The sequence below is a fragment of the Bradyrhizobium sp. Kon58 genome (assembly GCF_055807455.1).
This window is the reverse complement of sequence record NZ_JBVVOT010000016.1, coordinates 71,638-84,820: the sequence shown is the minus strand read 5'-3', so window position 1 is coordinate 84,820 and position 13,183 is coordinate 71,638. Positions and strand designations below refer to the sequence as shown.

14 protein-coding genes are annotated in these 13,183 nt (G+C 65.1%); 7 read left to right on the top strand and 7 right to left on the bottom strand.

Annotated features, from left to right (window positions below; genetic code table 11):
* Positions 1 to 2: 2 nt before the first annotated feature.
* On the top strand, positions 3 to 665 hold the full coding sequence (gene modC, locus AC0L20_RS24425; RefSeq protein ID WP_473293076.1) for a molybdenum ABC transporter ATP-binding protein: 663 nt from the start codon (positions 3 to 5) through the stop codon (positions 663 to 665).
* Positions 666 to 848: 183 nt separating this feature from the next.
* Here the strand turns inward: modC and AC0L20_RS24420 are convergent, their stop codons facing one another.
* Positions 849 to 2,642, bottom strand: a complete 1,794-nt coding sequence (locus AC0L20_RS24420) for a potassium/proton antiporter (protein WP_473293074.1) — start codon at positions 2,640 to 2,642, stop codon at positions 849 to 851.
* A gap of 211 nt (positions 2,643 to 2,853) precedes the next feature.
* On the opposite strand from AC0L20_RS24420, the gene AC0L20_RS24415 reads away from it, so the two are divergent.
* The gene (locus tag AC0L20_RS24415; RefSeq protein WP_473293277.1) at positions 2,854 to 4,170 is read left to right on the top strand and encodes a mechanosensitive ion channel family protein; all 1,317 of its coding nucleotides are present in this window, start codon (positions 2,854 to 2,856) and stop codon (positions 4,168 to 4,170) included.
* Positions 4,171 to 4,298: 128 nt separating this feature from the next.
* Positions 4,299 to 5,117 (top strand): type I methionyl aminopeptidase, encoded by an 819-nt coding sequence (map, locus tag AC0L20_RS24410; protein WP_018460078.1) that lies wholly within the window; start codon positions 4,299 to 4,301, stop codon positions 5,115 to 5,117.
* A 13-nt stretch (positions 5,118 to 5,130) separates the two neighbouring features.
* Here map and AC0L20_RS24405 read toward each other — a convergent pair whose 3' ends face one another.
* The gene (locus tag AC0L20_RS24405) at positions 5,131 to 5,727 is read right to left on the bottom strand and encodes a bifunctional transcriptional activator/DNA repair enzyme AdaA (RefSeq protein ID WP_473293068.1); all 597 of its coding nucleotides are present in this window, start codon (positions 5,725 to 5,727) and stop codon (positions 5,131 to 5,133) included.
* Between the two features lie 131 nt (positions 5,728 to 5,858).
* Between AC0L20_RS24405 and AC0L20_RS24400 the strand changes: the two genes are divergently transcribed.
* Positions 5,859 to 6,800 carry a DMT family transporter gene (locus AC0L20_RS24400; RefSeq protein ID WP_473293065.1) on the top strand — a complete coding sequence of 314 codons (942 nt, stop codon included), beginning with the start codon at positions 5,859 to 5,861 and terminating at the stop codon, positions 6,798 to 6,800.
* Between the two features lie 92 nt (positions 6,801 to 6,892).
* Complete coding sequence (gene radC, locus AC0L20_RS24395; protein WP_473293061.1) at positions 6,893 to 7,606, top strand: RadC family protein; 714 nt, start codon at positions 6,893 to 6,895, stop codon at positions 7,604 to 7,606.
* Between the two features lie 50 nt (positions 7,607 to 7,656).
* Here the strand turns inward: radC and AC0L20_RS24390 are convergent, their stop codons facing one another.
* The 3 genes from AC0L20_RS24390 to AC0L20_RS24380 all read right to left on the bottom strand — a co-directional run bounded on the left by AC0L20_RS24390 (position 7,657) and on the right by AC0L20_RS24380 (position 9,525).
* Entirely contained in the window at positions 7,657 to 8,346 is a 690-nt protein-coding gene (locus tag AC0L20_RS24390) for a TetR family transcriptional regulator C-terminal domain-containing protein (RefSeq protein WP_473293056.1), read from the bottom strand.
* Positions 8,347 to 8,578: 232 nt separating this feature from the next.
* A complete protein-coding gene (locus AC0L20_RS24385) occupies positions 8,579 to 9,094 on the bottom strand; it encodes a DUF3237 domain-containing protein (protein ID WP_473293052.1) in 516 nt (171 codons plus the stop codon).
* 11 nt (positions 9,095 to 9,105) lie between these two features.
* Positions 9,106 to 9,525: a nuclear transport factor 2 family protein gene (locus AC0L20_RS24380; RefSeq protein WP_473293048.1), complete on the bottom strand. Its 420-nt coding sequence runs from the start codon at positions 9,523 to 9,525 to the stop codon at positions 9,106 to 9,108.
* 166 nt (positions 9,526 to 9,691) lie between these two features.
* On the opposite strand from AC0L20_RS24380, the gene AC0L20_RS24375 reads away from it, so the two are divergent.
* Positions 9,692 to 10,603, top strand: coding sequence for a DMT family transporter (locus AC0L20_RS24375; RefSeq protein WP_473293043.1), 912 nt, complete (start codon positions 9,692 to 9,694; stop codon positions 10,601 to 10,603).
* A gap of 32 nt (positions 10,604 to 10,635) precedes the next feature.
* Here the strand turns inward: AC0L20_RS24375 and AC0L20_RS24370 are convergent, their stop codons facing one another.
* Together AC0L20_RS24370 and AC0L20_RS24365 are read right to left on the bottom strand one after the other, a co-directional pair.
* A complete protein-coding gene (locus tag AC0L20_RS24370) occupies positions 10,636 to 10,956 on the bottom strand; it encodes a glycine zipper domain-containing protein (RefSeq protein ID WP_473293039.1) in 321 nt (106 codons plus the stop codon).
* A 161-nt stretch (positions 10,957 to 11,117) separates the two neighbouring features.
* Positions 11,118 to 11,492 (bottom strand): hypothetical protein, encoded by a 375-nt coding sequence (locus AC0L20_RS24365; RefSeq protein WP_204513176.1) that lies wholly within the window; start codon positions 11,490 to 11,492, stop codon positions 11,118 to 11,120.
* 252 nt (positions 11,493 to 11,744) lie between these two features.
* On the opposite strand from AC0L20_RS24365, the gene AC0L20_RS24360 reads away from it, so the two are divergent.
* Positions 11,745 to 13,133, top strand: coding sequence for a peptidoglycan-binding protein (locus AC0L20_RS24360; protein WP_473293034.1), 1,389 nt, complete (start codon positions 11,745 to 11,747; stop codon positions 13,131 to 13,133).
* Positions 13,134 to 13,183: the final 50 nt, after the last annotated feature.

The window sequence follows — 13,183 nt, the reverse complement described above, 5'->3', positions numbered from 1 at the left end:
CCATGCTGCGCGTCGACATCGAAAAGCAGCTCGGCGAGTTCTCGCTGTCCGCGTCCTTCGCGAGCGAAGGCCGCGTCATCGGACTGTTCGGAGCGTCGGGCGCCGGCAAGACCTCACTGGTCAACATGATCGCGGGGCTGCTGCGGCCCGACCGCGGCACCATCGTGATCGACGGCGAGACCGTCGACGACAGCGCGGCCGGCATTCATGTGCCGACCTGGCGCCGCCGCATCGGCTATGTGTTCCAGGATGCGCGGCTGTTTCCGCATCTCAACGTCGCGCAAAATCTCGACTATGGCAGACGGATGAACGGCCTCGCGCCCGACCCGGCGCAGCACAAGCGCGTCATCGAGCTGCTCGACATCGGCGCGCTGCAGGGGCGCCGCCCCGGAAAGCTCTCCGGCGGCGAGCGCCAGCGCGTCGCGCTCGGTCGCGCGCTGCTGTCGCGGCCGCGCCTGCTGCTGCTCGACGAGCCGCTCGGCGCGCTCGACGAGGGCCGCAAGCTGGAGATCCTGCCCTATCTGGTGCGGCTGCGCGACGAGGCCAACGTCCCCATGGTCTATGTCAGCCACGACGTCGCCGAGCTGCGCCAGCTCGCGACGCAGATCGTGATGCTGAAGCAGGGCCGCGTGACGTCGTTCGGCGCGGTGAAGGTGCTGACGTGAGGGGGAGTGAGGCACACCGCTTGCCCACCCACCACTGTCGTCCCGGCGAAGGCCGGGACCCATACCGCGTGATCCATCGGTCGACGGCAGTGTGAGTACCGGCGAACGAAGCGCAACTGCAAATCATCGCCAAGCTCCTCCCTGGGGTTATGGGTCCCGGCCTTCGCCGGGACGACACAGCAATCAAACCCCAGCCACCGAGCTCCACAAATCCGCGAGCTTGCGCCGCAGGACCTGCCTGCGCGTCAATGGCGCGGGGGTTTCCTCGTCTTCCGGCAGGCGCAGGCCGACGACGTTGACTCGGCCACCGGAGATCGAGCGCGCCACGAGCACGATCGGATCCAGCACGAGCTCCGCGCCCTCTTTCGGCGCGCGGTCGAGATGGACGTCGAAATAATCGGCCAAAGTCAGCTTGCTCTCGTCTTCGCCGGCCTTCACGCCGTAGATCTCCGCGAGCTCGGCCAGCGTGTGCTCGCCGGAGACCATGAAGTCGCCGAGCAGATGCGGGTCCGGCGCCGAGCTCGGCTGCATGTCGACGAAGAAGCGGTCGAGCGATTCGGCCTTTTCCGGCGGCGCCAGCAGATAGATGTAATCGCCGGGCGCGATCGGCTCGGCTTCCGCCGGCGTCAAAATGTTCTCCTTGCGGATCACGAGCGTCGGCTTCGACCAGGACGGGATCAGGCCGCGGCGAAAATACAGGCTCTTGGACCGCACCGGATAGCCGACGAGCTGCTGCTCGAGCTGCCCAGGCAGATCCAGTTCGACGCGGCGCGGGCCGCGCTCGGCGCGCGGGAGCGCCACATGCAGCTTGCGCGCGGCCGGCCCCAGGGTCCATCCCTGCAGCAGGAGCGAGATGATGACGACGACGAAGGCGACGTCGAAATAGAGATAGGCCTTCGACAGCCCGACCAGCATCGGGATCGAGGCCAGAAAGATCGCGACCGCGCCGCGCAGGCCGGTCCAGGCGATGAATATCTTTTCGCGCCAGTTGAAGCGGAACGGCGCCAGGCACACGAACACCGCGATCGGCCGCGCCACCAGCATCAGGACGAATGCGATCCCCACCGCCGGCAGCACGCTGCCGCCGAGCCGGCTCGGCGAGACCAGCAGGCCCAGCAGCACGAACATCACGATCTGCGCCAGCCAGGTCGCGGCGTCCAGGAAGGCCACCACCGAATTATGCGCGCGGGTCGGGCGGTTGCCGATGATGATGCCGGCGAGATAGACCGCGAGGAAGCCCGAGGCGTGCATGATCTGCGAGCCGCCGAAGATGACGAGCGCGGCGGTGGTGACAAACGGCGCATGGAGGCCCTGCGGCAGCGCGACCTTGTTGAGCGCGATGACGACCAGACGCCCGCCGATCACCCCGACGACGGCGCCCAGCACGGCCTCCTGGGCGAACTCCATCACCACGTGCGCGGCCGTGCCCGTTCCCAGCGAGATGTATTCGACCAGCATCAGGGTGAGGAAGATCGCGAAGGGATCGTTGGTGCCGGATTCCACCTCCAGCGTCGCGCCGACGCGCGGGCGCAGGCGCAGGCCCTGGGTATGCACCAGCAGGAACACTGCCGCCGCGTCAGTCGAGGCCACCACGGCGCCGACCAGCAGCGACTCCGTCCAGTTGAGGTCGAGCGCATATTTCGCGAATGGCGCCGTGATAAGCGCGGTCAGCAGCACGCCGACGGTCGCGAGCACCATGGAAGGCGCAAGCACGGTGCGGATGCTGGCAAAGCGGGTCCGCAAGCCGCCGTCGAACAGGATCAGTGCGAGCGCGACCGAGCCGACCAGATAGGTGGTTCGGACGTCGTCGAATTGCAGCTGTCCGGGACCGGAATCGCCCGCGAGCATGCCAATCGCGAGGAAGACGAGCAGAAGGGGCGCGCCGAAGCGCAGCGCAAGCAGGCTTGACAGGATCCCGGCCAACACCAGGACGGCGCCGAGCAATATGGCGAGGCTGACAGTGTCGAGGGAAGCCATCCACCTTCCGGGTACGAAATCGCTGGAATTGCATCCTTATCGTCGGCGGACTCCTACGCCAACCCATTTTCTCCCGCTCGCGGCAATCTGCCCGCATTTTGCGGCCTTAACGCACTTCACTTAGCGGTGTATCGGTGGTCCGGCCGCGCCCTTTGTGGGATTCTCCGGCGCGCTCGAATCAATGCCTCCCGCCCGCTCCCCGACGAGACCGATAGACATGGACCTCAAAGACTTCATGGAGTTCGTGCAGACCACCGCGCGCAGCGTCGGGGCCGAAATCTCCTCGCCCTGGTTCTATCTGCAATTCGGGCTCATTCTGGCCGCGGCCGGCATCGCCTATGCCGCGGAAGCCGCCGTTCGCAGCCGGGTCGACATGACCTCGCTGGCGATGCGCTGGCCGCTGCCGCTCCGGCACTTCGCCCGGGTGATGGTCTCCAGCGCCTCGACGGCCGTGTTCACCCTGCTCGTGATCGTCTCGCGCGTGGTGATGTACCACGCGACCTGGCCGAGCCGCAGCTATCTCCTGATGGTCGCCGCCAAGCTGGGCCTGGCCTGGCTCGCGATCCGGCTCTTGACCTCGGTGCTGCGCAACGCCTTCATCGTCAAGCTGGTGTCGATCACGGCCTGGTTCGTCGCGGCGCTCTCCATCCTCGGCCAGCTCGATGCGACGGTCGACCTGCTCGACTCCTTCGCCATCGTGCTCGGCGGTCTGCGGCTGACGCCGCTGCTCGTGATCAAGGCCGGCGCGCTGCTGCTCATCGCGCTCTGGCTCACCAACATCGCCAGCAATTTCGCCGAGAGCCGGATCAACTCGACCACCGATCTGACGCCATCGGTGCAGGTGCTGCTGGTCAAGATCATCCGCATCGGCCTGCTTGCGGTCGCGATCGTGATCGCGCTCGGCACGGTCGGCATCGATCTCTCGGCGCTCGCGGTGTTCTCCGGCGCGGTCGGCGTCGGCATCGGTATCGGCCTGCAGAAGATCGTCGCCAATTTCATCTCTGGGATCATCCTGCTCGCCGACAAATCGGTGAAGCCCGGCGATCTCGTCACCATCGGCGACAACACCGGGCGGATCAGCGCGATGAAGACGCGCTATATTTCCGTCGCCGCTGGCGATGGCCGCGAATTCCTGGTGCCGAACGAGGATCTGGTGACGCAGAAGGTCGTCAACTGGACCTACACCGACAAGAACACGCTGGTGAAGATTGCCTTCGGCACCAATTACGATGCGGACCCGCGGCTGGTCTGCAAGCTCGCCGCCGAGACCGCGGCCGCTCATGCGCGCGCACAGAAGGGCAAGCCGCCGAATTGCATCCTGACCGAGTTCGCCGAAGCCGGGATGAAGTTCTCGCTGACCTTCTGGATCGCCGACCCCGACGGCATGGACAACGTCAAGAGCGACGTGATGCTGGCGCTGTGGGAGGCCTTCAAGCGCGAGGGCATCCGGGTTCCCTACCCGGTCCGCGAAATCCGCATCCGCGGCGGTGCCCTGCCGGTGGAAACCACCGTAGAAGTCCCGAATTAGGCCCGCTTTCAGGCGCAAGGCAGGGAGGCTCGGCTTGCATGCAGGCCCGCAATCATTAAATTAGGGCCTTAAATCAGACCCTTGCGCCCACCTCGATACCGGCCGCGTGCCGAGAAGACCGCATCCGCATGAGCTACGTCGAAGCTACCGATACCTCGCTCCGCAAGACCGGACAGATCAAGCTGCATGGACCGAGCGCCTTTGCCGGCATGCGCAAGGCGGGCGCGCTGGTGGCGAAGTGCCTCGACGAGCTCACCGACATCGTCGGGCCCGGCGTTCCGACCGACCGCATCGACCAGTTCGTCCGCGACTTCGCCTTCAGCAACAATGCCTATCCGGCGACGCTGATGTATCGCGGCTACCGCTATTCGACCTGCACCTCGCTCAACCACGTGGTCTGCCACGGCATGCCCGGCGACCGTCCGCTGAAAGAGGGCGACATCGTCAACATCGACGTCACCTTCATCGTCGACGGCTGGTACGGCGATTCCAGCCGGATGTATGCGGTCGGCCCGATCGCACGCAAGGCCGAGCGGCTGATCGAGGTGACCTATGAGGCCATGATGCGCGGCATCGCCGCGGTGAAGCCCGGCGCCACCACCGGCGACATCGGCCACGCCATCCAGAGTTTCGTCGAACCGCAAGCCATGAGCGTTGTGCGCGATTTCTGCGGCCATGGCCTCGGGCGCATGTTCCACGACGAGCCGAACATCATCCATATCGGCCGGCCCGGCGAAGGCGTGCAGCTCAAGCCCGGCATGTTCTTCACCATCGAGCCGATGATCAATCTCGGCAAGCCGCATGTGAAGATCCTCTCCGACGGCTGGACCGCCGTGACCCGCGACCGCTCGCTGTCGGCGCAGTTCGAGCATTCCGTCGGCGTCACCGCCACCGGCGTCGAGATTTTTACGCTGTCGGAGCGGCACGGCGAGAAGCAGATCGGGTGATCCCACCGCGCGCCTATCGCGGCCGTCGGAACGACGACGGTCGCCGCTTGTAGGTCGCGGCAAAGGCATCGTTGAATCTGCGAACGCTGCCGAAGCCTGCGGCGAAGGCGATCTCCGCCAATGTCATGCTGGTCTGGTCGATCAGGCGCTTGGCTTCCTGCACCCGCCGCGTCGCTGCGATCTCGCTCGGGCTCGCCCCGGCATGGCGCATGAACAGGCGGAGCAGATGGCGCGGGCCGACGCCAAGGGCTTCTGCAAGCTCCGCCATGGATGCACGATCCAGGAAACCTTCATTGATCAGGCGCATCCCGCGCGCAACGGTGCTCGCCGTTCCCATCCAGGCCGGCGACCCCGGCGCGGCTTCCGGCCGGCAGCGCAGACACGGGCGAAAGCCGGCACGCTCGGCGGCGGCTGCCGTCGGATAGAAGGTGACGTTTTCCGAGCGCGCGGGGCGAACCGGGCAGACCGGCCGGCAATAGATGCGCGTCGAGCGGACACCGGAGAAGAACAGTCCGTCGAAAGCGCGCGCACGCGCCAGCCGAGCCCGATCGCAGGTTTCCCAGTCGAGATGGGGTGGCAGTGTTTGCCGATACGTCAAGCCTGTCGCCATTGCGCGACAATAGTATCCGCGCGGCACGTCGAGTAGCCGAAATCGGACCCGGTCGGGCGATGAGGTCCGAATTCAGCCAGCCTGCACCGCCGCGCCGGATCATGGTCCCGCTCCATCCCGGAGCAAATCGCATGAGCACGCAAACGCAATACACGACAGAACAAACCACTCTCGTGCTCGAGATCGGGCTCCTGCTGCTGCTCTCGCTGATCTGGGGCAGCTCGTTCACGCTGATCAAGGTCGCGGTCCCGACGATCCCGCCCTTCACGATGGTTGCCGCGCGTGTGACGATCGCGGCCATTCTCCTGATTGCGGTCGCCCGCGCGCAGGGACACGCCCTTCCCGACCGGGGATCGATATGGACGGCTTTCCTCGTGCAAGGGCTGCTGCAAAGCGCGCTGCCGTTTACCCTGATCAGCTGGGGCGAGATGCATATCGCAAGCGGTCTCGCCGGCGTGCTCAATGCGACCCCGCCGATGTTCGTACTCGCAATCGCGCTGGGGACCGGGCGCGGGCGGCAGACCATGAGCGGCCGAAAGATCATCGGCGTCGCGCTCGGACTTGCGGGTGTTGCCGTGACGATGGGAGCCGACCCGCTCTCGCGGATCGGCACGGCGGCCCCGCTGGCGCAGGCGGCCGTGCTGTGCGCGAGCCTCTGCTACGCGCTCGCACCGATATGGGGACAGCGATTCTCGGGCCTGCCCGCAATCGTCACCGCGGCGGGAGCCATGAGCTGCGCAGCCGCGCTGATGCTTCCTGCCGCAGCCACTCTCGAACAGCCCTGGACACTGGCGCCGCCGCCGGCGCAGGCGATCGCAGCAGTGATCGCGCTCGCGGTGATCTGCACGGCGCTCGCCATGGTGATCTATTTCCGGCTCATTCGCACGCTCGGCCCGCTCGGCACGACCATCGGGAGCTATTTGCGTGCGGGCTTTGCCGTGGCGCTCGGCACCGTATGGTTCGGCGAGCACTTCACCTGGTCCAGCCTTGCCGGCATGGCGCTCATTCTCGTCGGCGTGGTGGCGGTTACGGTGCCCGCTCAGGCGCACGGCGCCAAGCGGCCGACAGGCTAAGCCTCCATTTTCTGGGCCAGCTGCCGGACCCGCGCGCCGCGGCCGCAATTGGCGGTTGCAAAAGCGAAAGTCCGCGGCAATGCTGGCAGCCGATGCCCGCAAAGCCCGACCACGACAAGAGCAAGCCCGAAGAAGCGCCGCACTATCTCGGCCATCGCGAACGGCTGCGCGAGCGCTTCTACAGCGCGGGTGCGGAGGCGCTCAGCGACTACGAGCTTTTGGAGATGGCGCTGTTTCCGGCGCTGCCGCGGCGTGACACCAAGCCGCTGGCGAAGTCGCTGATCAAGATTTTCGGCTCGTTTGCCGAGGTCGTGCATGCGCCGGTGGCGCGCCTGCGCGAGGTGGACGGCATCGGCGAATCCGCGATCCACCAGCTCAAGCTGCTCGCGGCGGCGTCGCATCGCGTGGCCAAGGGCGGGGTCAACAGCCGCAACGCGCTGTCGTCCTGGAACGAGGTGATCGACTATTGCCGCACCAGCATGGCGTTCGCCGACAAGGAGCAGTTTCGCCTGCTGTTCCTCGACAAGCGCAACCAGCTGATCGCCGACGAGGTGCAGCAGACCGGCACTGTCGATCACACCCCGGTCTATCCGCGCGAGGTGATCAAGCGCGCGCTGGAATTGTCCGCGACCGCGCTGATCCTGGTGCACAACCACCCCTCAGGCGATCCCTCCCCTTCACAGGCCGACATCCAGATGACCAAGGCGATCATCGACATCGCAAAGCCGCTCGGGATTGCGGTGCACGACCACATCATTGTCGGCAAGAGCGGGCATGCGAGTTTGCGCGGGATGCGGCTGATCTAGCGATGTCGAAAGACCGGCGGCCCGGCGGCCAGCGCACCGCAGAATAACCGTTACTTGTCGGCGGCGGTCAAGAAGCTGTCCACGACGCGCCATACCTTGCGCGTAACGGTCGGCTCGCCGAGCCGGAACGCGGTGTTCGCCGAACGGAGGACGGCTTCGATCTGGAACGCGGAGAGCTCGGGATCCGAGTTGACGATGTCCTTTTGCTTGACCGCATGTTTCAACTCGGCGGAAAGTCGAGCGACCCATGCCCTTTGAGCGCCCGCCACCAGGTCGCGCAGCGGCCCTGGGTGGGAGTCAAGTTGAGTGAGGTTGGCCGCGAAGAAACAGCCGCCGGCGAAAAGCGGCCGTTCGGCATATTGCAGCCATCGGTCAATCAACTCCCGAAATCTGTGGACGCCTTGCGGTTCTGCTTCGGCGGGACGAACGACGAAGTCGCGGAACATATCGAGGGCATAAGCGAAGGTATCCTTCTGAAGGGTCTGCTTGGTTTCGAACAAGGCTTGAATGCCGGCCTTGCTCATTCCGGTTCCGGTCGCAAGCCGCCCGAAACTCAGGCCCTCCAGGCTTTCCAGGGACGCGATATCGACGGCCCGGGCCAACACCAATTTTCGCGAGCGCAGGCCGCGAAGCAGTCGCTTGTCCGTGGTCTCGTCGACAGCGCGTCGGTCCGACGAGGCCACGCTCGCGGTCAATGGACCGCGCGCGGGCTTGACTTTTGGTGACCTTGGCGCCCGCATTTGCACAATCCTAACGAAATCCTCAGAGACTTAACACATCCGATGGTCGATGTGGCCAGACCCGAATGAGTTGCGGCCGAGCGCCATGCGCACGATCAAATCCGTGTGGACAATCGTCTGTCGGCTGCTCCTCGCCGCGAAGCAGGCAATGATCCGGGAGCAAGGTCGATGGATCGCCATTGACCTTGCCATGGTGACCTCAACATCTGCACCTGCTGCTTCGCCGCAAGGCTCAGAGGATGATAAACATCCGATGATCGATGCGGCCCGGACCGTACTCACCGTAGCCAACGGTCACGTTTCCACAAAGCCACGCGTAGCGCTCGTCTGACGTCTCGAACCTGGGCGTCGGCCGCACATAGCTCTCGTCGAAGGACAACCGTTCGCCTTTCGCCAGACGCTGACGGCCATCTGGCGGGTACCTGAGGACGCCATGCGACTCATAATGGATGAGAACACCATCATGGGTGCGCATGGTTGCGCGAACGTCCATGCGACTGGTGCCGTCGGCGCCGAGGGAGACCCAGTCGCCGCCGCCCGGCAGCATTTCACCCCGGAAGCGTGGACCTTCGAAGCGACCGCCCTTGACCACAAAGGTCAAACGAGTGCCGAGGGGAGTCGAGATCACCTGGCCCAATTCCAGATCGATGCTGAGATCGCACAGATGCTCGACCGGCAGCGCGTCGATCAACGCCCGATCGAACAACGGCTTCTTCTGGTCTGCGGCGAGAGTTCTTGGGTTGGTCATGCTCGCCTCCGTCATGCCACTTCGAACGCTGCCTTGACCTGCGCAAAATCGAAGAACGTGTCCTTCCGTGTGACAAGTCCGTCGTCGTCCACCTCAACAACGTCCAGCGCGCGAAATCCACGGCGCGTCTTGCCGGCTGGCTCGAATGTCAGTGTCCAGTCGAGCGTCCAGTGCCGCTCGCCGAACAAGAGGCGATGCGTCTCGGCGGCAAAACCGGGGTAGCGCTCGAAGACCTGGGTGAACTCTGTATGCAACGCGTCGATACCACGAATCACGTTGGTCCGGCCGTGCGCCTGAAACGTTGATTGCGGCGCATGCAGCGCGAGGATGGAAGCCGGGTCATGAGCTATCCAGGCAGCCAAATAGCGCTCCGCGACCGCCGCGATGTCAAACTTGGTGGCTGCGGTTTTCAACACAGTCGTTGCCGTCATGGTCGACCCTCCAAAGGATTGTTGAACTCGTACGCAAGCCTATGATCTACAAAACGCGATGTCAATACGGTCGACCGTATTGTTTTATTCGAGGCCTCAGGTAAGTTACCGTTACCGGCGTTCGTCTGAAGACACAGACGCGAGACAGTCCGGCCTGGAAACCGATTTGGTCCTTTCCCTGAACATTCGTGGAAGCCTGCTGATGGCCTCGGCCATGGCCGCATTCACCATCAACGACGCGATCACCAAGGCGGTGTCCGGCGAGATGAACTTCGGTCAGATCATGCTGGTGCGCGGCCTGTTCGCGGTGGTGCTGATCGCAGCCCTCGCAAAGCATCAGCGGGCGCTGCGGCCGCTACGCGTGCTGATCATGAAGGCGGTCATGCTACGGGTGGCCGGCGAAATCGGTGGAACGATATTGTTGCTGGCGGCGATCGCGAACTTACCTCTGGCGAATGCCACGGCGATCCTTCAGGTGCTGCCACTCGCCATCACGCTTGGTGCGGCCCTGACGTTCGACGAACCCGTCGGCTGGCGGCGTTGGCTGGCGATCACGGCCGGCTTTATCGGCGTTCTCATCATCGTTCGCCCCGGGGGCGAGGGGTTCAACCAATTTTCCCTGCTCGTGCTGATCTCGGTCGTTTTCTGCGCGATCCGCGACCTCGCGACCAAGCGAATACCCGCGCCAATTCCATCGCTGTTCGTCACCCTGTTGACCGCGGTTAGCGTTACCATCGCCGGAGCCGGCATCGTTGTTCCGCTCGGCGGTTGGACGCCGCCATCCGGCCGGGCGCTCGCACTGTTGGCGTTCGCCGCGGTTCTGATCCTGATCGGCTATCAGTGCATCATCCTGGCGCTGCGAACAGGTGATATCTCGGCGGTCGCACCGTTCCGCTATTCCGCGCTGCTATGGGCCATGCTGTTCGGCTATCTGGTGTTCGGGGACAGGCCCGACGCCATGATGGTGACCGGGGCGACGATCATCGTGCTGTCCGGTCTCTACGCGTTCTATCGCGAGCGCGCGCAGGCGCGTCCGGTGGCGCCAAGCACGACCGGCCTGCCGCCCGATGGATTGTGATCGCCAACGTCAAACGCGATCGGGCCGATCGCTCAGTAGCAATAGCGCGGATCGACCGGAACGTAGGAGCCGTCCCGGCGCTGCATGTAGCAGCCGCGCTGATAGGCGTAGTAGCCGGAGCGGCGGCGTTCGCCCTCTGAGGCGATCGCAGCGCCCGTGCCGGCACCGACGACGGCGCCGATGGCGGCGCCGCGGCCTCCGCCGATGGCGCCACCCACGATCGCTCCACCGACGCCGCCGAGGATGGCACCGCCAATTGCGTCCTGCGCCGCGGCCTCATGAGCCGGCACCCCCATCACAACTGTCAGACATGCCGCGATAGCGAAACTTCCAATGCGAAGACCTCGAAGCATGCTCGCCCTCCCCTGTGGTCAGACGAGTCATAGCGCCGCAACCGGATTCGGACCAGAAGAATCACCACGCCGGGACCCGGCACTTCTCGCGGTGGCGTCGGAGGCTCGGCTGGAAGGCGGCTCAGGCCATGCCGCGCGCGCCGCGGGCCAGCCGATTCATCTCAAGCATCGACCCAGCGCTGCACCGCCTCGGCGGTGTCGGCCGGCGTGGTGTTGAAGCAGATCGCGGCGTCGGGCGCCAGGCGGTGGACGAGGTTGAGCACCTTCTCGAACAGCAGCAGGCGCTCCCTGGGCTCGCGCAGGCCCGCGCCGATCACGATGCAGTCGAAATTCTCCTCGCGCAACGCCGCCGTGACGGCGGCTTCCGCCGCGGCATCGAGATCGATCAGGCAACTCGTGACCTCGTAACCGAGATCGCGCAGGCGCAGCAGCTGCGCATCGATATAGTTGCGCACGAGCTCCGGCGTGAGCTGCGGGAATGCGCTGTAGTCCGCGTTGCCGGGTTCGATGCCGATCGCGAGGACGCGCGTGGTCATGCTGGACTCCTTGGCCGGACTGCCTCGTCTCGCTAACGGAGCCGCGGCCCTGCCGGTTCCCTCGCGGGCGGCCGCCCTCATCCCAATCGCGCCGCTCATTTTCCCAGCGAGGCTGTAACCCACTTCACACGCACCGCGCCGGCGGCCTGCCAGACTTGCGGGAGATCACGCTGGGCTCACGCCCTGTCACGGCACCTGGTTCACCTCATCTGACGCGGAGTTGCGATAATCCATTTATTGCGGGAGCGGAAAATGATTTCATTCGAGAGTCTGAAAAGCGAATACGAGCGAAATTGGGCCAATCTCGAGATCCGGCCTTCGCGCCTCTCCGACGCGAATGCGATCGCGCGCAAGGCCATTAACGGCAAGGCGACCTATCAGCAGATCGAGCGATTGACCGGCGTCCCCTGGTATTTCGCTGCCCTCTGCCATTACCGCGAGTCCAATTTCGATTTCGACACTTATCTCGGCAACGGCGAAACGCTTCATCGCGCGACGACGCTCGTTCCGAAAGGGCGCGGCCCGTTTGCCACGTTCGTGGACGGCGCCGTGGACGCCTTCAGGATTGAGAATTTCGTCGGCGCTCACGATTGGGGGATTGCGCGGATTCTGTTCCGGCTCGAAGCGTTCAACGGCTTCGGCTATCACGCCAAGGGCTGCAATTCGCCCTATCTCTATGGCGGTTCGACGCTGTATGGCCCGCCCGAGGCAAGGGCCGGCAAATTCGTCCGCGATCATGAGTTTGATTCGAACCATGTCGATTCCCAGCTCGGCACCGCGGTGATCCTGCATGCGATGATGTCGCTGGATTCCTCGATCAGCCTCGACGGCAGCCCGCAATTCGCGAGCCGCGCCGAACCGGAGGACGACGCGGCGTCGACGATCGTTCTCATGCAGCAGGCGCTCAACAAGCTCGGCGCCAATCCGCCGCTCGCCGAGGACGGCATCAGCGGACCGAAGACCAGAACCGCGGTCTCGCAGTTTCAGCAGCAGAACGGCCTGAGGGATACCGGACTTCTCGACGGCGCCACGGTCGCCGCCCTCACGCGCGCTGTGCAGTCGGGTCCCACCGGATCTGCCGGCGATGTCTCCCGGATCATGAAGCGGCTGGAGGATCTCGCGCAATTGCTGCGGCCACCGGTCGGCGCCGTGATCCCGGCAACGACGACATCGGGCAATACGCTGCCCGCCACCAATGATCCGATCAGCCTGTTCGAACGGCTCTTTTCCCTCGTCAACAAGACAGCCCCCATGCCAGGCCCCCTCACCCCGACCAGCCCCGCCCCCGTCGATCAGTTGAAGCAGGTCGTCGACCTGCTCGGCACCTTGCTCAATAGGGACAGCAAGCCCGTCCTCGGCCAGGTCAATGGCGCGCTCGGCGATACCATCGGCAAGATGCTCGACGGCAAGAAGACTGCGCTCGGCATCGGCGGCTCGCTGATCACGGCGCTGCTGTCGTCGGTGACGGCGAGCCCCAACGCTGGCGGTCTTGCCGGGTTGCTGGGGACGCTGGTGTCGGCGGTGCCGGGCCTCGGCCAGTTCGCGATGCCGATCTCGCTGGCGCTCACGGCCTGGGGCGTGCTCGGCAAGATGGAGAAGTGGGCCCAGGGCACCGCGCCGCCGCCCAAGCCGACGACGTAGTCTGCGGCCATCCTTCGAGACGCCCGCCATGGCGGGCCCTCAGGATGAGG

Excerpts from the sequence above, each read along its gene's own strand:
- AC0L20_RS24385 (WP_473293052.1), bottom strand. The coding sequence starts at position 9,094 with ATGACCAACCCAAGAACTCTCGCCGCAGACCAGAAGAAGCCGTTGTTC.
- radC (WP_473293061.1), top strand. The coding sequence starts at position 6,893 with ATGCCCGCAAAGCCCGACCACGACAAGAGCAAGCCCGAAGAAGCGCCG.
- AC0L20_RS24370 (WP_473293039.1), bottom strand. The coding sequence starts at position 10,956 with ATGCTTCGAGGTCTTCGCATTGGAAGTTTCGCTATCGCGGCATGTCTG.
- AC0L20_RS24420 (WP_473293074.1), bottom strand. The coding sequence starts at position 2,642 with ATGGCTTCCCTCGACACTGTCAGCCTCGCCATATTGCTCGGCGCCGTC.
- AC0L20_RS24365 (WP_204513176.1), bottom strand. The coding sequence starts at position 11,492 with ATGACCACGCGCGTCCTCGCGATCGGCATCGAACCCGGCAACGCGGAC.
- modC (WP_473293076.1), top strand. The coding sequence starts at position 3 with ATGCTGCGCGTCGACATCGAAAAGCAGCTCGGCGAGTTCTCGCTGTCC.
- AC0L20_RS24380 (WP_473293048.1), bottom strand. The coding sequence starts at position 9,525 with ATGACGGCAACGACTGTGTTGAAAACCGCAGCCACCAAGTTTGACATC.
- AC0L20_RS24390 (WP_473293056.1), bottom strand. The coding sequence starts at position 8,346 with ATGCGGGCGCCAAGGTCACCAAAAGTCAAGCCCGCGCGCGGTCCATTG.
- AC0L20_RS24360 (WP_473293034.1), top strand. The coding sequence starts at position 11,745 with ATGATTTCATTCGAGAGTCTGAAAAGCGAATACGAGCGAAATTGGGCC.
- AC0L20_RS24400 (WP_473293065.1), top strand. The coding sequence starts at position 5,859 with ATGAGCACGCAAACGCAATACACGACAGAACAAACCACTCTCGTGCTC.
- map (WP_018460078.1), top strand. The coding sequence starts at position 4,299 with ATGAGCTACGTCGAAGCTACCGATACCTCGCTCCGCAAGACCGGACAG.
- AC0L20_RS24405 (WP_473293068.1), bottom strand. The coding sequence starts at position 5,727 with ATGGCGACAGGCTTGACGTATCGGCAAACACTGCCACCCCATCTCGAC.